20 protein-coding genes are annotated in these 17,757 nt (G+C 60.4%); 11 read left to right on the top strand and 9 right to left on the bottom strand.

The features are described 5' to 3' along the window. Positions 1–3: 3 nt before the first annotated feature. A complete protein-coding gene (locus ACR52_RS15505; protein ID WP_048725702.1) occupies positions 4–1,467 on the top strand; it encodes a glyceraldehyde-3-phosphate dehydrogenase in 1,464 nt (487 codons plus the stop codon). Positions 1,468–1,540: 73 nt separating this feature from the next. Here ACR52_RS15505 and ACR52_RS15500 read toward each other — a convergent pair whose 3' ends face one another. After that, on the bottom strand, positions 1,541–2,077 hold the full coding sequence (locus ACR52_RS15500; protein WP_048725700.1) for a chalcone isomerase family protein: 537 nt from the start codon (positions 2,075–2,077) through the stop codon (positions 1,541–1,543). 64 nt (positions 2,078–2,141) lie between these two features. Between ACR52_RS15500 and ACR52_RS15495 the strand changes: the two genes are divergently transcribed. Both ACR52_RS15495 and sthA read left to right on the top strand, forming a co-directional pair. Then, positions 2,142–3,152: an FAD:protein FMN transferase gene (locus ACR52_RS15495; protein WP_048725698.1), complete on the top strand. Its 1,011-nt coding sequence runs from the start codon at positions 2,142–2,144 to the stop codon at positions 3,150–3,152. Between the two features lie 188 nt (positions 3,153–3,340). Further along, on the top strand, positions 3,341–4,735 hold the full coding sequence (sthA, locus tag ACR52_RS15490; protein WP_048725694.1) for a Si-specific NAD(P)(+) transhydrogenase: 1,395 nt from the start codon (positions 3,341–3,343) through the stop codon (positions 4,733–4,735). A gap of 42 nt (positions 4,736–4,777) precedes the next feature. Here sthA and ACR52_RS15485 read toward each other — a convergent pair whose 3' ends face one another. Together ACR52_RS15485 and ACR52_RS15480 are read right to left on the bottom strand one after the other, a co-directional pair. Next, positions 4,778–5,500 (bottom strand): glycerophosphodiester phosphodiesterase, encoded by a 723-nt coding sequence (locus ACR52_RS15485; protein WP_048725691.1) that lies wholly within the window; start codon positions 5,498–5,500, stop codon positions 4,778–4,780. A gap of 44 nt (positions 5,501–5,544) precedes the next feature. After that, complete coding sequence (locus tag ACR52_RS15480; RefSeq protein WP_048725690.1) at positions 5,545–6,129, bottom strand: PilZ domain-containing protein; 585 nt, start codon at positions 6,127–6,129, stop codon at positions 5,545–5,547. Positions 6,130–6,223: 94 nt separating this feature from the next. Between ACR52_RS15480 and ACR52_RS15475 the strand changes: the two genes are divergently transcribed. The 3 genes from ACR52_RS15475 to ACR52_RS15465 are packed head-to-tail and all read left to right on the top strand — an operon-like array spanning position 6,224 to position 9,470. Then, entirely contained in the window at positions 6,224–7,474 is a 1,251-nt protein-coding gene (locus ACR52_RS15475) for a lipoprotein-releasing ABC transporter permease subunit (RefSeq protein ID WP_048725687.1), read from the top strand. Positions 7,475–7,481: 7 nt separating this feature from the next. Beyond that, positions 7,482–8,165, top strand: a complete 684-nt coding sequence (lolD, locus tag ACR52_RS15470) for a lipoprotein-releasing ABC transporter ATP-binding protein LolD (RefSeq protein WP_165448107.1) — start codon at positions 7,482–7,484, stop codon at positions 8,163–8,165. Between the two features lie 60 nt (positions 8,166–8,225). Then, positions 8,226–9,470, top strand: a complete 1,245-nt coding sequence (locus ACR52_RS15465) for a lipoprotein-releasing ABC transporter permease subunit (RefSeq protein WP_048725683.1) — start codon at positions 8,226–8,228, stop codon at positions 9,468–9,470. A gap of 167 nt (positions 9,471–9,637) precedes the next feature. Here ACR52_RS15465 and ACR52_RS15460 read toward each other — a convergent pair whose 3' ends face one another. Next, positions 9,638–10,987, bottom strand: a complete 1,350-nt coding sequence (locus ACR52_RS15460) for a heavy metal sensor histidine kinase (RefSeq protein WP_048726031.1) — start codon at positions 10,985–10,987, stop codon at positions 9,638–9,640. Further along, the gene (locus ACR52_RS15455) at positions 10,984–11,664 is read right to left on the bottom strand and encodes a heavy metal response regulator transcription factor (protein ID WP_048725681.1); all 681 of its coding nucleotides are present in this window, start codon (positions 11,662–11,664) and stop codon (positions 10,984–10,986) included. Before ACR52_RS15455 ends, ACR52_RS15460 begins: the two co-directional genes overlap by 4 nt. Before the next feature lie 154 nt (positions 11,665–11,818). Between ACR52_RS15455 and copI the strand changes: the two genes are divergently transcribed. Both copI and queF read left to right on the top strand, forming a co-directional pair. Next, positions 11,819–12,343 carry a copper-resistant cuproprotein CopI gene (copI, locus tag ACR52_RS15450; RefSeq protein ID WP_048725678.1) on the top strand — a complete coding sequence of 175 codons (525 nt, stop codon included), beginning with the start codon at positions 11,819–11,821 and terminating at the stop codon, positions 12,341–12,343. 69 nt (positions 12,344–12,412) lie between these two features. After that, positions 12,413–13,243: an NADPH-dependent 7-cyano-7-deazaguanine reductase QueF gene (gene queF / locus ACR52_RS15445; protein ID WP_048725675.1), complete on the top strand. Its 831-nt coding sequence runs from the start codon at positions 12,413–12,415 to the stop codon at positions 13,241–13,243. Positions 13,244–13,333: 90 nt separating this feature from the next. Here the strand turns inward: queF and ACR52_RS15440 are convergent, their stop codons facing one another. Both ACR52_RS15440 and ACR52_RS15435 read right to left on the bottom strand, forming a co-directional pair. After that, entirely contained in the window at positions 13,334–13,600 is a 267-nt protein-coding gene (locus ACR52_RS15440; protein WP_048725672.1) for a DUF4404 family protein, read from the bottom strand. 110 nt (positions 13,601–13,710) lie between these two features. Then, on the bottom strand, positions 13,711–14,319 hold the full coding sequence (locus tag ACR52_RS15435; RefSeq protein ID WP_048725670.1) for a hypothetical protein: 609 nt from the start codon (positions 14,317–14,319) through the stop codon (positions 13,711–13,713). Between the two features lie 196 nt (positions 14,320–14,515). On the opposite strand from ACR52_RS15435, the gene ACR52_RS15430 reads away from it, so the two are divergent. Further along, positions 14,516–15,205, top strand: coding sequence for an MlaA family lipoprotein (locus ACR52_RS15430; RefSeq protein WP_048725666.1), 690 nt, complete (start codon positions 14,516–14,518; stop codon positions 15,203–15,205). Positions 15,206–15,266: 61 nt separating this feature from the next. On the opposite strand, the gene ACR52_RS15425 is transcribed toward ACR52_RS15430, so the two are convergent. Next, positions 15,267–15,563 carry a PilZ domain-containing protein gene (locus ACR52_RS15425; protein WP_048725663.1) on the bottom strand — a complete coding sequence of 99 codons (297 nt, stop codon included), beginning with the start codon at positions 15,561–15,563 and terminating at the stop codon, positions 15,267–15,269. A gap of 277 nt (positions 15,564–15,840) precedes the next feature. On the opposite strand from ACR52_RS15425, the gene rssB reads away from it, so the two are divergent. Together rssB and rssC are read left to right on the top strand one after the other, a co-directional pair. Then, a complete protein-coding gene (gene rssB, locus ACR52_RS15420; RefSeq protein ID WP_048725659.1) occupies positions 15,841–17,022 on the top strand; it encodes a two-component system response regulator RssB in 1,182 nt (393 codons plus the stop codon). Next, a complete protein-coding gene (rssC, locus tag ACR52_RS15415; protein ID WP_048725657.1) occupies positions 17,022–17,504 on the top strand; it encodes an anti-sigma factor antagonist RssC in 483 nt (160 codons plus the stop codon). The genes rssB and rssC overlap by 1 nt, the downstream gene beginning before the upstream one ends. Before the next feature lie 116 nt (positions 17,505–17,620). On the opposite strand, the gene ACR52_RS29495 is transcribed toward rssC, so the two are convergent. Further along, a partial coding sequence (locus ACR52_RS29495) for an integrase core domain-containing protein (RefSeq protein ID WP_152687630.1) occupies positions 17,621–17,757 on the bottom strand: 137 nt, incomplete at its 5' end.

The following is a 17,757-nucleotide window of genomic DNA, read 5'->3' as shown; positions in this document are numbered from 1 at the left end:
TACATGTGGAAGGTTCCCGTGACTCAGAAGCCCGACCAGTGTCTTGGTGAATGGATCGACCGTGAAGCACTCGCAGAAGCGATGATCCCGCTTATCGGTCAGCTGTACCGCAATAACAATGTGGTGAGCTCGATCTATGGCCGCAGCCTGATCAACCAGTCAGTCATCGCGATTCTCAAGGCGCATCGCTTTGCTCGCCATCGTTCTGCCGACGACAGCGAACTCTCCGTCCACGAAACATTCCCCCTGCTCAAGGCCATGAGCGAGCTCAAGCTCGGCGCGGCTTCGGTAGACCTGGGCAAGCTGGCCTATAAATTCCGCAAGGGAGGCGCTGGCCGCACTGCCGAGCAGTTCGTCCGTGAAGAAATGGCCGATGTGGTTGGCCAGCAAAGCGCCGCAGCCCGCAAAGGCACTGACGTGGTGCTTTACGGCTTCGGTCGTATCGGCCGCCTGCTGGCACGCATCCTGATCGAGAAAACCGGCGGCGGCGACGGCCTGCGCCTGCGTGCCATCGTGGTGCGTAAAGGCGCCGAGAACGACCTGGTCAAACGCGCCAGCCTGCTGCGTCGCGACTCGGTACACGGTCCGTTTAACGGCACCATCGTCGTCGACGAAGAAAACAACACCATCACCGCCAACGGTAACCTGATCCAGGTGATCTACGCGAAGAACCCGACCGAGGTGGATTACACCCAGTACGGCATCAAGGACGCCCTGCTGGTGGACAACACCGGCGTATGGCGTGATGCCGAAGGCCTGGGCCAGCACTTGACCTGCCCGGGTATCGACCGCGTTGTGTTGACCGCGCCTGGCAAAGGCAAGCTGAAGAACATTGTTCACGGCATCAACCACGGTGAAATCACTGCTGATGACAAGATCGTGTCCGCCGCGTCCTGCACCACCAACGCCATCGTGCCGGTGCTGAAGGCTGTAAACGACAAGTTCGGCATCATCAACGGTCACGTTGAAACGGTTCACTCGTACACCAACGACCAGAACCTGATCGACAACTTCCACAAGGGCGATCGCCGTGGCCGTAGCGCCGCGTTGAACATGGTGATCACCGAGACCGGCGCTGCCACCGCTGCTGCCAAGGCCCTGCCTGAGCTGGCCGGCAAGCTGACCGGTAACGCGATCCGTGTACCGACGCCGAACGTGTCGATGGCCATTCTCAACCTGAACCTTGAGAAAGCCGCCACCCGTGAAGAGATGAACGAGTACCTGCGCTACATGGCGCTGCACTCCGATCTGCATAAGCAAATCGACTTCGTCAATTCCCAGGAAGTGGTCTCCACCGACTTCGTTGGCTCGCGCCACGCCGGTGTCGTGGATGCCGAGGCGACCATCAGCCAGGACAACCGCGTTGTACTGTACGTTTGGTACGACAACGAGTTCGGTTACAGCTGCCAGGTGGTTCGCGTGATGGAAGACATGGCCGGGGTTAACCCGCCTGCGTTCCCGCGTTAAGCCTTTGCGCTGAATGAAAAAGCCCCGACTGGTTCGGGGCTTTTTTGTGTCTGGCTTCTGTAGGAGTGTGATGTCAGTCGTTGAGGAGTTTGTCACGCAAACTGTCGGATAAACCCTTGGGCGCCAGCCAGATACCCAGGTAAGCCCTCGCCAGCTCATCATTGCGACTACTGAACACCACCTGGCCATTGATCTCCAGATTCAATCCACGGCCCGGACGAAAATCCAGAGCGTACCGATCACCGCTGCGGATATTACGAAAGCTGGCGTGCAACTGCTCCAGCTCAGGCTTCAAGCCGGCACTGGCTTGCTGGCGCTCAAGGGTGGCGTTCGCGGCCTTGATCACATCGTTGCGGTCGATATCGCGAAAGTAATACAGCACAAGGCGTAGTGCCTTTTGTTGCTCCCAGGCCTGTTTGGCACCCAAACCCGCCGGGGCATACAACGCCGCTGCGTACACATCCGCCCAGAGATAGGTCAGCACCGCCTGGTTTTTCAACACCAACTGCTGGGACTGCGCCGGGAAATTGGCCTGGGTGAGACGATCCGCCTCATTGGCGAACGCCGGGATCGACAACATCAGCAATAAACAGAAAACGGCATACCGCATAATGGCTCGTCCTGAAACGGTGAGTGCCTACAGGTTAATGCAAATTTTAAAGGCGATTGGGTTTATGGATAACCTGCGGCTACTGGCGGTTGTTTCGGGATGTGTGTGGCTGAGTGGGTGTGGCGGCGACTCCCAGGAGCGTTTTGGCGGCCCGACCATGGGCAGTACGTATTCGATCCAGTACGTCAGGACGACAAGTGCACCGCAGCCAAAAGAGCTTCAGCGTCAGGTCGAAAGCATCCTGAGCGAGGTTGACCGACAAATGTCGACCTACCGCGACGACTCCGACATCGAGCGTTTCAATAACCTGCCCGCCAACAGCTGCCAACCCGTGCCGGCGCCTGTCCTGCACCTGGTGCGTACTGGCGAACAACTGTCCCAGGCCAGCGACGGTGCGTTTGACCTGACCGTCGAGCCGCTGCTCAACCTGTGGGGCTTCGGTCCCCAGGCGCGTGAGGTCAAGGTGCCGGAGGCTGCGACCCTGGCACAGGTCCGCCAACGTGTCGGCCATCAGCATCTGCGTATAGAAGGCGATCAACTGTGCAAGGACGCCGCCGTCGAAGTCGACTTCAACAGCATCGCCGCAGGCTACGCGGTGGATCGGATCGCCGAGCGGCTGACTGAGCTGGGCATCCACCGCTACCTCGTCGAAGCCACCGGCGAACTCAAGGCCGCCGGCCGCAAACTTGACGGCTCACCTTGGCGCATCGCCCTGGAAGAACCCCGCGACGATCAGCAGGTGGCCGAAAAAATCATCGACGTGGATGGCTTTGGTGTTTCCACATCAGGTGACTATCGCAATTATTTCCAGCAGGATGGTCGGCGTTATTCCCACACGCTGGATGCGCGGACCGGCGCGCCGATTACCCATCAACTGGCGTCGGTGACCGTATTGCACCCTTCGGCGCTGATGGCCGATGGCTTGTCGACGCTGCTGCTGGTGCTCGGGCCGCAGCAAGGCTGGGACTACGCCGAGCAGCATCGGATCGCGGCGTTTTTTGTGATGCGCGACGGGGCTGGGTTCGTCACACGCAGTAACGAGGCGTTCGAGGTGCTGACGTCGGTGAAACCGTAATCAGCGTGGTGTAGTAAAGGCAAAACTGGCCTACGACGCGACCAAGGGTTAATGTGCGCGGCGTTGAGCCTTATATAGACTGTGCCCCGGTTCACACACTTGAGCCAAATTGTCCTTCATGACCGCTGGCCGCGGCATGATTTAGCCAGGCGTCCAACCGTACGCCTGGCCTGTTCTGAGGAGTACGCATGGCTGTCTACAACTACGACGTGGTGGTACTGGGTTCCGGCCCGGCTGGAGAAGGTGCGGCGATGAACGCCGCGAAGGCAGGGCGCAAGGTGGCGATGGTCGATAGCCGTCGCCAGGTCGGCGGTAACTGCACCCACCTGGGTACCATCCCGTCCAAGGCTTTGCGTCACTCGGTGCGCCAGATCATGCAGTTCAACACCAACCCGATGTTCCGGGCCATTGGTGAGCCGCGCTGGTTCTCGTTCCCGGACGTGCTGAAAAGCGCAGAAAAAGTCATCTCCAAGCAAGTCGCCTCGCGTACCGGCTATTACGCCCGTAACCGCGTCGACCTGTTCTTCGGTACCGGCAGCTTTGCCGACGAGCAAACCGTCGAAGTGGTCTGCGCCAACGGCGTGGTCGAGAAGCTGGTGGCCAAGCACATCATTATCGCCACCGGTTCGCGCCCGTATCGCCCGGCCGATATCGATTTCCACCACCCGCGTATCTACGATAGCGACACCATCCTCAGCCTTGGCCACACCCCTCGCAAACTGATCATCTACGGCGCCGGCGTGATCGGCTGTGAATACGCCTCGATCTTCAGCGGCCTGGGTGTGCTGGTGGAACTGGTCGACAACCGTGACCAGTTGCTGAGCTTCCTCGACTCGGAAATTTCCCAGGCGTTGAGCTACCACTTCAGCAACAACAACATCACCGTGCGCCACAACGAAGAGTACGAGCGGGTCGAAGGCCTGGATAACGGTGTGATCCTGCATTTGAAGTCTGGCAAGAAGATCAAGGCCGACGCCTTGCTCTGGTGCAACGGCCGTACCGGCAACACCGACAAGCTGGGCATGGAGAACGTCGGGGTCAAGGTCAACAGCCGTGGCCAGATCGAGGTGGACGAGAACTACCGCACCTGCGTGACCAACATCTACGGTGCCGGTGACGTGATCGGCTGGCCAAGCCTGGCCAGTGCGGCGCATGACCAGGGCCGTTCGGCCGCTGGCAGCATTGTCGACAACGGCAGCTGGCGTTATGTGAACGACGTGCCGACCGGGATCTACACGATTCCCGAGATCAGCTCGATCGGCAAGAACGAACACGAACTGACCAAGGCCAAGGTGCCTTATGAAGTCGGCAAGGCGTTCTTCAAGAGCATGGCGCGTGCGCAGATCGCCGGTGAGCCGCAAGGCATGCTGAAGATTCTGTTCCACCGCGAGACCCTGCAAGTCCTCGGCGTGCATTGCTTCGGCTACCAGGCGTCGGAGATCGTGCACATCGGCCAGGCCATCATGAACCAGCCGGGTGAGCAAAATACCCTCAAGTATTTCGTCAACACCACGTTCAACTACCCGACCATGGCAGAAGCCTATCGGGTAGCGGCCTACGACGGCCTCAACCGGCTTTTTTGAGCGGCTCCGGCCGGTGGCCTGAGCCGGCCGGGGAGACCGATTTCAGTAATTCTCGAGGGTGGCAGTGGCCAAACCGGGAAAGTCTGTAATCAGGCTATCTACGCCGAAGTCGGCGAGCCTGCGCATCAGCGCAGGTTCGTTGACTGTCCACACGGACACGTGCAAGCCCTGGCGCTGGGCTTTTTCCAGCCGCTCAGGGGTGCACAACGTCCAGTTCAACGCCAAATACTCACAGCCGTAGTTCTGCGCGACCTTCAGCGGGTCGAGCCACGCGTATTCGGCCACCAGGCCGCGCGACAGGTCCGGGGTGAGTTCAACCGCTGCTTTCAGCACTTCCCGCGAGCTTGAGGTCACGGTGACCTTGTCCATGATGCCAAAGCGTACGGCCATCTCCCGGATTGCCAGCACGGTGGTCGCGGCGCGGGTGCGCGAGGCGCTTTTGACTTCCAGTTGCCAGTGATCGAAGTCGCACTTTTCGAAGAGTTCTTCCAAACGCGGGATCGGGCAGGGGTTGACCCAGCCGGGACCACCTTTGCGTGCGTCTATTTTCATCAGGTCCGCCGCCGAATACTCGACGACTTTGCCGCGCCGGTCGGCGGTGCGCTTGAGGGTCGGGTCGTGGATGACCATCAGCTCGCCGTCCATGGACAGGTGCAAATCCAGTTCGCAGCGGCGTACACCGTGCTTGAGGCATTCCTGGAAGCTGGTCAGGGTGTTTTCCGGTGCTTCGCCTTTGGCACCGCGGTGGCCGTAAATCAGGGTCACAGTTGCTCCTTTACGCCAGGTTGTCCGGCGGGGTAAATACGAATTCAGGTGTCTTGGGCGTCGCTTTGTTCCCGTGCCAGGCGCCGTTCCTGGGCCTGTTTTTGCAGGATATAGCGTGCCAGCAGCTGGCGTTGGGCATCGGTCATGGACTCGAACTCTGTGCCCACGTCAAAACGGTCGCCCTTGGGGTCGCAGTGGGTGACGCGCGCGCGCAGCAGCAGGCCGAGTGCCTGGGGCATCAACACCAGCTTCACCGCCAGGTGGGTGTCGGGCGCCAGGCGGGTAGGGTGCTGGAAGTCGATGCCGCCTTCGGAAATGATCACCGGTTGCGGAGCGCCGACTTCATCCAGCAGGCCGCGGGCCATGATCTGGCTGAGCAGATCCAGGCGTTTGTTCTGCACTCTGAGGAAGGCGGCCAGGGAGCGGTCTTTCTCGCTGAGCTGGCGCAGCAGGTGCTGGGCTTCGAATTCACTCAGGTGCAGTTCACTGAGCAAATTGAAGAGTGGGGAATCATCCAGCAACACTTCCTTGCTCGCCGCTTCGGGGGCAGACAGGCTTTTGATTTGAAGTGCGATCATGTCGTCTATACGGTAGTATTCGCGGCGCTCTTCTTCATCTAATGTCGACATGGCGAACCCCAGGTAACGGTAATGGTCTGAGTGTAAAGCTGCTTACCAGACCCCGCCACCGGGACGTCTTCTTTTCCTCCGAACAAGCCCCGACATGTTCAGACCTCTCTTCGTATTTATCGGCACGCGTTATACCCGTGCAAAGCGTCGCAATCATTTTGTGTCGTTCATTTCCTTGACCTCGATGATCGGTCTCGCCTTGGGCGTGGTCGTGATGATCGTGGTGCTGTCGGTGATGAACGGCTTCGATCATGAGATGCGCACCCGCGTGCTGGGCATGGTGCCCCACGCGACCATCGAGTCTGGTGAGCCGATCAGCGACTGGCAAAGCCTGGCCGCCAAGGTCAAGCAGAACCCCAAGGTACTGGCCGTCGCGCCGTTTACCCAGATGCAGGGGCTGCTGACCAATGATGGCAAGGTGCAGAAAATCCTGCTCAATGCCATCGACCCGGCCCAGGAGCGCAACGTCTCGATCATCGACAAGTTCATGCTGCAGGGCAAACTCGACGACCTGGCGCCCGGCAGCTTCGGCATCGTGATCGGTGACAAGGCCGCGGCCAAGCTCGGCGTGGGCATCGGCGACAAGCTGACCTTCGTCGCCCCGGAAGTCACCGTGACCCCGGCCGGCATGTTCCCGCGCATGAAACGCTTTACCGTGGTCGGTACGTTCCACGTCGGCGCCGGCGAGATCGACGGCTACCTCGGCCTGACCAATCTCACCGACCTGGCCCGCCTGCATCGCTGGCAGCCAGATCAGGTGCAGGGCCTGCGCCTCAAATTCAACGATCTGTTCGACGCACCGCGCGGCGCCTGGGAAATCGCCCAGCACCTGGGTGAAAGCCAGTACTACGCCCGCGACTGGACCCGTACCCACGGCAACCTGTACCAGGCCATCCGCATGGAAAAAGCCATGATCGGCCTGCTGTTGCTGCTGATCGTCGCCGTGGCCGCGTTCAACATCATCTCCACGCTGGTGATGGTGGTGAACGACAAGAAGGGCGATATCGCGATCCTGCGCACCCTTGGCGCCACGCCGGGGCAGATCATGGCGATATTTATGGTGCAGGGCACCGTGATCGGCGTGGTCGGCACCTTGATCGGCACGGCGGTGGGTATTTTGGCCGCGCTGAAGGTCAGCGCCGCCATTGCCGGCCTCGAAACCCTGATCGGCCACAAGTTTCTCAACGCCGACGTCTACTTCATCGACTACTTGCCGTCCCAGGTTCAGGCCCAGGACGTGCTGATGGTGGGCGGCGCCGCGTTGGTCTTGAGTTTCCTTGCCACCCTGTATCCAGCCTGGCGCGCGGCACGTACCCAGCCAGCACAGGCCTTACGTTATGAGTGAATCGGGCATGAGTGAAAAAGCAATCCTGAGCTGCCGCAACCTGGGCAAATCCTACGAGGAAGGCCCTGAATCGGTTGTGGTGCTGTCCAACCTGCAACTTGAACTGCACCCCGGCGAGCGCGTGGCGATCGTCGGCAGTTCCGGCTCCGGCAAAAGTACCTTGCTCAACCTGTTGGGCGGCCTCGATACGCCGTCCCAGGGCAGCGTGTGGCTGGCCGGTGAAGAGTTGTCGGCTTTGAATGAAAAGGCCCGTGGCCAACTGCGCAACCGTTCGTTGGGCTTTGTGTATCAGTTTCACCACCTGCTGCCGGAATTCACCGCGCTGGAAAACGTGTGCATGCCGCTGTTGATCGGCAAGACCGCGATCCCGCAAGCGCGCCAGCGTGCCAAAGCCTTGCTGGAACGTGTTGGCCTGGGTCACCGCCTGGAGCACAAGCCGGCTGAATTGTCTGGCGGTGAGCGCCAGCGTGTGGCAATTGCCCGCGCCCTGGTGAACAACCCGGGCCTGGTGATGCTCGACGAGCCCACCGGCAACCTCGACTCCCACACCGCCCAGGGCATCAAGGATTTGATGCTGGAACTGAGCACCCAGATGCGCACGGCGTTCCTGGTGGTGACCCATGACATGAGCATGGCCCGGCAGATGGACCGCGTGTTGCACCTGCAGGAAGGTCATCTGGTCGCCATCTGACCCGTTTCAAGCCCGGCGCCATGCGTCGGGCTTTTTCATTTTTTCAGGCGGTGCAAGCGAATGTTCAGACCGTTATCGATTTTCATCGGCACGCGCTATACCCGCGCCAAGCGCCGCAACCGTTTTGTTTCGTTTATCTCGATGACCTCGATGATCGGCCTCGCCCTGGGCGTGCTGGCGATGATCGTGGTGCTGTCGGTGATGAACGGCTTCCAGCGCGAAATGAGCTCGCGCATCCTCGGCATGGTGCCCCACGCCACCATCGTCGGCGTGAACCCGATTGACGATTGGCAGCCGGTGGCCGCCGCTGCGATGAAAAATCCGGAAGTGACCGCCGCCGTACCGTTCACGCAGATGGACGGCATGTTCTCCTACAAGGGCGCGATGCAGCCGATTGAGATCAGCGGCGTCGACCCGGCCCAGGAAGGCAAGGTCTCGATCGTGGCCCAGCATATCGTGCAGGGCAAACTGGAAGACCTGAAACCCGGCGAGTTCGGTGTGGTGGTCGGCGAAATCACCGCGCGGCGCTTTCGCCTGAACGTGGGCGACAAGCTGACCCTGATCGTCCCGGAAATCAGCACCGCCCCCGGCGGCATCACCCCGCGTATGCAGCGGTTGAACGTGGTGGGTATCTTCAAGGTCGGCGCCGAGCTGGATGGCTCCATGGCCTTGATCCACATGGCCGACGCTGCAGAAATTCAGCATTGGCAGCCGAACCAGGTGCAAAGCGTGCGCCTGGCGGTGAAAGACCTGTACGCGGCGCCCAAGGTCTCGGCGGATATCGCCGCCAGCCTGGGCGCTGCCTACAAACCCGATGACTGGACTCACACCCAGGGCAGCCTGTTCAGTGCGATGAAGATGGAAAAGACCATGATCGGCCTGCTGTTGCTGATGATTGTCGCCGTGGCGGCGTTCAACATCATCGCCACGCTGATCATGGTGGTAAACGACAAGGGCGCGGACATCGCGATTCTGCGCACCATCGGCGCCACGCCCCGGCAGATCATGGCGATCTTCATGGTGCAGGGCACGGTGATCGGCATTGTCGGTACGCTGATCGGCGGCGTGCTGGGCGTGATTGCAGCGCTGAACGTGAGTGAGTTGGTGGGCTGGCTGGAGCGGGTGACCGGGCAGCATATCTTCAGTTCGGACGTGTACTTCGTCAGCAATTTGCCTTCGGAGCTGCAAGGTGGGGATGTGTTGCTGATTTGCTCGGCGGGGTTTGTGTTGAGCTTTTTGGCGACTATTTACCCGGCGTATCGGGCGGCGAAGATTGAGCCGGCGCATGCCCTAAGATATTCGTAACCCATCGTTCAACTGTGGCGAGGGAGCAAGCTCCCTCGCCACAATACCTGATCGTGCCCACGCTCCGCGTGGGCATGCATCCTGTGACGCTCTGCGTCACGACTTCAAGAGCGGACGCAGAGCGTCCAGGGCGGCATTCCCACGCGGAGCGTGGGAACGATCAACGATCAGCTAGGCAACTCGATCACAAACCTTGTCCAACCCGCCGCAGACTCACAATAAATCCTCCCCCCGTGCGCCCGCACAATCGACTGGGTAATCGCCAGCCCCAGCCCCGCATGCTCGCTGCTGCCTTCATGGCGCGCCGGGTCTGCCCGATAAAACCGATCAAACAACCGTGGTAACAACTCCGCCGGGATACCGTCCCCGGTGTTTTCCACCGTCAACGTCACGCCCCGTGCGCCTTGCGCCAGCCGTACCCGCACTTCGCCGCCCGCCGGGGTGAACCTCAGCGCGTTATCCAGCAGATTTGACAATGCCCGGCGCAACATGCATCGGTCGCCGGACGTTTGCGCGCTGCCTTCGCGTATCAGCGAAACCCGCGCGTCCTCCGCCAGCAGTGCATAGAACTCCAGCAACGCCTCCACTTCATCCGTCAGCACCAACGGTTCGCGCTTGGGCATGAGCAAGCCGTGGTCGGCTTTGGCCAGGTACAACATGTCATTCACCAACTGCGCCATCCATTGCAGCTCTTCCAGGTTGCTGTGCAGCGCCTCGCGGTAATCCTCCAGCGGGCGCGGCTGGGTGAGGATGACCTGGGTCTGGGTCAGCAGGTTCGACAGGGGCGTGCGCAATTCGTGGGCGATATCGGCCGAGAACGCCGAGAGGCGCTGGAACGCGTCGTCCAGCCGCCCCAGCATGGCGTTGAAGGCCTGGGCCAGTTCCGCCAGTTCCACCGGCATGTGCTGCTGGGGCAGGCGCTGGGTCAGGGAGTGAGCCGACACACCGGCGGCCACTTCGCCCATGCGCCGCAACGGTCGCAGCCCGCTGCGCGCGGCCCAGGCACCCAGCAGCGCGGTGGCCAGGGCCGAGAGGCCAACGGTGAGCCAGATCAAACGCTGCATGCGTTGCAGGAAATGCTGGTGGTGGGTGATGTCGAGCATCAGGCTCAGTTGCGGCGAGTCGGGTAGGCCCGCCATTAACGGCGCGTTGTACACACGGTAGTCGGTGCCGGCGTTTTGCAGGCTATGCAGGCCGGGGGCTGCGGGCAGGCTGACGCTCGGCGCAGTGTCAAACCAGCGCTGGCCAGCGGCGGTGATGCGCAGTGCAAGGTCGGGCTGGCGATTGAGCTCGGCGCGCAGTTGCGCTTCGCGCTGGGCGAACGACTTCGCTGAGTCGACGCCCTGCAAGGTGCTGCGCAGCGTTATCAATTTGTTGTCGAGCTGTTGCTGGTCCAGCTCGATAAAGTGCGCCTCGCTGGCCTGGTTGAACAGTACACCGGCGAGCAGCGACACCACGGCCGTGCAGGCGGCAAACAACAGCGCCAGGCGGCTGGCCAGGGACAGGCGCTTGATCAATTGCACCGCTCCTCCAGCACATAACCCATGCCGCGCACGGTGTGGATCAGCTTAGTGGGGAAGGGGTCGTCGACTTTCAGGCGCAGGCGGCGGATCGCCACTTCGATGATGTTGGTGTCGCTGTCGAAATTCATGTCCCACACCTGGGAGGCGATCAGCGACTTGGGCAGCACTTCGCCCTGGCGGCGCAGCAGCAACTCCAGCAGCGAGAATTCCTTGGCGGTGAGGTCGATGCGCTGCCCGTCCCGTTCGACGCGGCGGCGAATCAGGTCCAGGCGCAGGTCGGCCAGTTGCAGGGCGGTTTCCTGCGGCGTGCTGCTGCCACGGCGCAACAGGCTGCGCACCCGGGCCAACAGTTCGGAAAAGGCGAAGGGCTTGATCAGGTAGTCGTCGGCGCCCAGTTCCAGGCCATGCACACGCTCTTCCACTGCATCGCGGGCGGTGAGAAACAGCACCGGAATCTCCAGGCCGGCACTGCGCACCGCCTGGAGGATCTGCCAGCCATCGCGACCGGGCAGCATCACATCGAGGATCAACAGGTCGTAATCGCCGGTCAGCGCCAGGTGCTGGCCGGTGGTACCGTCGGCCACCAGTTCGGTGGTAAAGCCAGCCTCGGCCAGGCCCTGGCGCAGGTAATGGCCGGTTTTTGGTTGGTCTTCGACGATCAGCAGTTTCATGGGCAGCTCTGGGCAACGGGTCACGACGGGCTTTATACCGTGGGCGCCCGGGTAAGGGCACAACCTGACAAAGTTGTAATGTAGCAGTCAGCTGGCTGGCAGCGGCGTCCTCTTAGAGTGCTCCTCAAGCGGGTCTACATTTTTGGAGAGAGAGATGACATTGCGTACCCCCCTGTTGTTGGCGGGCTGCCTGTTGGCATTGAGCTTTAACGCGGCGGCCGACACGGCCCACACCTACGCGTTTGGACAGGCTGCACCTGCGAGCAAGGCCACACGCACCGTGGAAGTGACGCTGCAGGATATTTCCTATTCACCCAAGTCCCTGGACGTAAAAGCCGGTGAGACCGTGCGCTTTGTGCTGGTCAACAAAGGCCAGTTGCTCCACGAATTCAACCTGGGCGACGCGGCGATGCACGCCGAACACCAGAAGGAAATGTTACAGATGCAGGCCAGTGGCATGCTCACCGCGACCGGTATGGGCAAGATGGACCACAGCGCCATGGGCCACGGTGATATGGGCGGCATGAAACACGACGATCCCAACAGCGTGTTGGTCGAGCCCGGCAAGACTGCCGAACTGACCTGGACCTTTACCCAATCCACCGGGCTGGAATTTGCCTGCAACCTCCCTGGGCATTACCAGGCGGGCATGGTCGGCAAGCTCAACGTCAGCCAGTAAGCGGCGGGTGCGCAAAGGCGGGGGCAAAGGCTGGTAGACTGGCGGGGTTTATTTAGCCAGGTTTCCGCCATGCATCCCGCAGCCGAACATTCGCCGCTGGGCAAGTCCAGTGAATACATCTCCACCTACACGCCATCGTTGCTATTCCCGATTCCGCGCGCCGCCAAATGGGCCGAGCTGGGCCTGAGCGCCGAGACCCTGCCCTACAAAGGCGTGGATTTCTGGAACTGCTTCGAATTGTCCTGGCTGCTGCCGTCGGGCAAGCCGGTGGTGGCCATCGGTGAATTCAGCATCCCGGCCGATTCGCCGAACATCATCGAATCCAAGTCCTTCAAGTTGTACCTCAACTCGTTGAACCAGACCGCGTTCACCGATACTCAAAGCCTGGAAGCCACCCTGCGTACAGACTTGAGCGCTGCCGCCGGCAAGCCGGTGAGCGTGCGTATCCGTAGCCTGGCCGAGGTTGAAGCCGAAGGCGTGCTGGCCCTGCCGGGCGTGTGCATCGACGACCTGGACATCAGCGTCAGCAACTACGAGCACCCGCGCCCGGAACTGCTGCGTTGTGATGACTCACGCATTGTGGAAGAGAGCGTGCACAGCCACCTGCTCAAATCCAACTGCCCGGTCACCAGCCAGCCCGACTGGGGCAGCGTGGCGGTGCAATACCGGGGCTCAAAGCTGGATCACGCCAGCCTGCTGGAGTATTTGGTGAGCTTTCGCCAGCACTCGGATTTCCATGAGCAGTGCGTGGAGCGCATCTTTCTCGACCTGCAGCGTTTGCTGAAGCCTGAAAAATTGACGGTGTATGCGCGGTATGTGCGGCGGGGTGGATTGGATATCAACCCGTATCGCAGCACTGAGGACATGCAGTTCCAGAACCTGCGCCTGGCTCGCCAGTAGCTTTTATACAAAACACATGTGGGAGGGAGCAAGTCGAATCGTCGCACCGCCCCTCCCACATTTTGGTTCTGTGCTTGGCTTAGGGTCGGGTTAAATGCCGATGTTGCCGAGGGTGATCACGATACTGCGCAGCGTCCCCGCAATGCCTGGGTGATCCAGTTCGAAGCCTTCCACCGCCCGGTTCACATCGTCAGCGATGCTCGGTGACTGGGTTGCGGGCTCCAGTTCAAGTTGCACTTCGAACTTGGCAATCAAGGCCTCGAGGGCTTCACGTTTTTCGTCCGACAGCGGCGGATTCTGGTCCAGCTGCCCGCGCAGGATCTCGACCTGTTCTTCCAATTTTTTGCGATCAGGCATGACGTTCTTCCTTTTATCGATAGGCACTGGCATAGACCGCGGCACGCCGCGAAAGGTCTACGGGATGACCTGTAGATTAATCCACTGGCGCCGGCTGTGCATGATCTCTATCAGGGCTTCTCGCCTTTGAGCTGGCGCAGGCTGATGTCTGCCAGGCAGGTGCCGAGCTCGCCGAGGTGGTCGATCACCGAATGTACGCCCAGCCCATACAGCGCCACCGTGGCCTTGCCGCGCTTGTGCTCGCGCTGCTGCTCGGTCAGCGCCTCCCACGGCTCGGGCGCCAGGCCGCAGAGCGAACCGCAGGACGCCAGGCCGATGGTCCACAACCCGGCATTCAGGCCCGATTGCAGCAAACGCGGCTCGCCGCTGACCAGTACGCAGCCTTCCAAACGTTCGATGTTCAATTCCATCAAGGCTTGCCAGCACGCATGCGGCGCGGGCCAGCGGATGGAGGAGGGAGACGCGGCCTTGAGCCAGTCGGGCAGCACGGCGGCCAGCGGGGTAGTCACTGAGGGTGGCAGCTCGTCCAGCCAGGCGCAGGGCACGCCTTGCTCCTTGAGGCTGCGCAAAATCTTCAACGCGCCCGGTGTGGCCTGGGACGCCGGGGAGGGCGAATCGGTACGCGCCTGGGAACCAAAATCCACCAGGCAGCCACTCAGGCCAAACAACACGGCAGTCAGGGCGGGGGCAGTGGCGACGGCAATCTCGGCATGAGGCATCTGGGCATCCCTGAAATAGCTGTGACGCTATCGAGGCAGGATGACAATCGGATGACACCGGCTGGCAATTGTAGGAATTTTGTCCATTTGCTGTAAGTCAGATCCTGGCAGCTGCCTAAATCGACACTTCCGTCATATACTGACAGCCTTATTCAGGGCATAGCGCCCATGACAGACCATTCAAGGAGCAAAAGCTATGCGCTGGAGCCACTACTTCGCTCAGCTGTCGGTGTGTGCCACAGTCTTGCTGGCACCGTTCGCCGTACAGGCTGCGTCGGAAGACGATCCATGGGAAAGCGTCAACCGCCCGATCTTCACCTTCAACGACACCGTTGATACCTACGCCCTCAAGCCATTGGCCCAAGGCTATGAGTTCGTCACCCCGCAATTCATGCAGGACGGCGTTCACAACTTCTTCCGCAACATCGGCGATGTCGGCAACCTGGCCAACAACGTGCTGCAGCTCAAGCCGCACGCGGCTGGCGTCGACACAGCCCGTTTGCTGATGAACACCACCTTCGGCGTGCTCGGCTTTATCGACGTAGGCACCAAAATGGGGCTGCAACGCAGCGATGAAGACTTCGGCCAGACCCTCGGCTACTGGGGCGTCGGCAGCGGTCCTTACGTGATGCTCCCACTGCTGGGCCCAAGCACCTTGCGTGATGCGCCGTCCAAGTACGTGGACAGCTACGCCCAACCGTACCGCTACATGAACGATATCGGCTGGCGTAACAGCACCATGGGCCTGAACATCGTCGACACCCGTGCCAGCCTGCTCGACAGCGAGAAGCTGATCACCGGTGACAAGTACACGTTTATCCGCAACGCCTACCTGCAGAACCGCGAGTTCAAGGTAAAAGACGGCAAGGTCGTCGACGACTTTTAAGCTGTGACGTTTTGAAATGAAAAAAGGCGACCCGAGTGGTCGCCTTTTTTGTGCGCCGGTTTCAGCGCATTTTCAGGATCTTGAGGCCCAGCTGCTGCTCGTCGCCCACGGTTTTGGTCCATACCACTTCAGTGTCCGCCTCCAGGCCCCTGAGAGCTGCATGCTCCGAATCGATGCGCACGGTCAGCAGGTCACCCTCCTTGAACTGGCGGGGCGCTTGTACCTGCATGCCGGAGCTGGAAAGGTCCAGGCAAACCCCTGCAATTTCTTGCCCGGCGGAGATCAAAGACACCTCGGCCTCCACTCGCATGCGGATGAAATCGCGTTTTTCAGCGTAATCGCGCTCGTGTTCGCTCACAGCTTCCATCCTTACATTGTGTTGTGGTTTTAAGGGTTCTTATAACTCCGGGCGATTTGCGATGTAAAGACGCCCGGCGACCATCGGCATGAGCTTGAAACACCTGGCGGATGGGAGTACCGTCTGCGCCTTAGAAGGGCACCTCTGCTTTACAGTTGTGCGTGGGCAAAAAGCCTATGCTTTGTAGGACAGAGAGGCTAGAAAGCGAATCCAGTAGTGTGAACACGGCCCTTGCCGAGTCGCCTACGCCAACCTAATTCTGGCGCCGTTTGCCCACATGCAGAAAACCAGTGCCACGCTGCTGATAATCGATGACGACGAAGTAGTGCGCGCGAGCCTCGCGGCCTATTTGGAAGACAGTGGTTTCAGTGTCCTGCAGGCCAGCAATGGCCAACAGGGTCTCCAGGTGTTCGAGCGCGACACGCCCGACCTCGTGATCTGCGACCTGCGCATGCCCCAGATGGGCGGCTTGGAGCTGATTCGCCAGGTGACCGAGCGCGCGCCGCAGACCCCCGTGATTGTCTTGTCTGGTGCTGGCGTGATGAACGATGCCGTCGAGGCCTTGCGCCTGGGCGCCGCTGACTACCTGATCAAGCCCCTGGAAGACCTGGCAGTGCTCGAGCACTCGGTGCGTCGTGCACTGGACCGCGCACGCCTGCTGCTGGAAAACCAGCGCTACCGCGAAAAGCTCGAAACCGCCAACCGCGAACTCGAAGCCAGCCTGAACCTGCTCCAGGAAGACCAGAACGCCGGTCGCCAGGTGCAGATGAACATGCTGCCGGTCAGCCCCTGGAGCATCGACGAGTTCAAGTTTGCGCACCAGATCATCCCGTCGCTGTACCTGTCGGGTGACTTTGTCGACTATTTCCGCGTAGACGAGCGGCGTGTCGCGTTCTACCTGGCCGACGTTTCCGGCCATGGCGCTTCCTCAGCGTTTGTCACCGTGTTGTTGAAGTTCATGACCACACGGCTATTGTTTGAATCCAGGCGCAATGGCACCCTGCCGGAGTTCACCCCCTCCGAGGTGCTGGGCCACATTAACCGGGGCTTGATCAGCTGCAAGCTGGGCAAGCACGTAACGATGGTCGGCGGCGTGATAGACGAAGAAACCGGTCTTTTGACCTACAGCATTGGCGGTCACCTGCCGATGCCGGTTTTGTACACTCCTGACAGTGTGCGCTACCTGGAAGGACGTGGTCTGCCCGTAGGCTTGTTCAATGAAGCCACCTACGAAGACCACATCCTGGAACTGCCGCCGACTTTCAGCCTCACGCTGATGTCCGACGGTATCCTGGACCTTCTTCCAGAGCCTACACTCAAAGAGAAAGAAGCCGCCTTGCCCCAACGGGTCAAGGCAGCGGGCGGCAGCCTGGATGGTCTGCGGCAGGTTTTTGGATTGGCCACGCTAGGGGAGATGCCGGATGATATCGCCCTATTGGTGTTGAGCAGGAATCTTTGATGAGTACCGGAAGAATCCAATTCGCCGAGCAAGACGGGACCTTCGTCCTGAAGTTTGTCGGTGAAGTGCGCCTGACCTTGTGTTCGGCCCTGGATGCGACGATTGAGCGGATTTTCACAGCGTTGAATTTCTCGGCGATCGTGATCGATCTGACAGAAACCCGCAGCATCGATAGCACCACCCTTGGGCTGTTGGCCAAATTGTCCATTCTGTCTCGGCAGAAGGTCGGCCTGTTGCCCACCGTCGTCACCACCCACGAAGACATCACCCGGCTGCTGCAGTCCATGGGCTTCGATCAAGTGTTCAACATCGTTGACCGCCCGATCCCGCGCCCGGAATGCCTCACCGACCTGCCGTCCCAGGACCAGTCCGAGGAAGTCGTGCGGATCAAGGTGCTGGAAGCGCACAAAATCCTGATGGGGCTCAACGAGTCCAATCGCGAAGCCTTCCACGACCTCGTGAATGCTCTAGAGCGTCACTAACCATCATTTGAAATACGGTCCAAATGTGGGAGGGGGCTTGCTCCCGATTGCGCCAGACCCGTCAGCGCATTTCTAACTGTGTCTAGTCCTGAAATAGGTTTACACCCATTTCAGCCTCAAAACGCCCGATGCACCGCATCGGGCGTTTTGTATTTCAGCGATAGATGTGGCCGCTCGCTGTTATATATCTGCACCGATTGATCCACCATTCGCGCGGCTTCAGCCGCATCTTTGGGCCGGTGCAAGAGAAACT

This window comes from Pseudomonas fildesensis (genome assembly GCF_001050345.1).
Taxonomy (GTDB): Bacteria; Pseudomonadota; Gammaproteobacteria; order Pseudomonadales; family Pseudomonadaceae; genus Aquipseudomonas; species Aquipseudomonas fildesensis.
The sequence above is the reverse complement of the archived record's forward strand: the minus strand, read 5'-3'. Positions and strand labels throughout refer to the sequence as shown.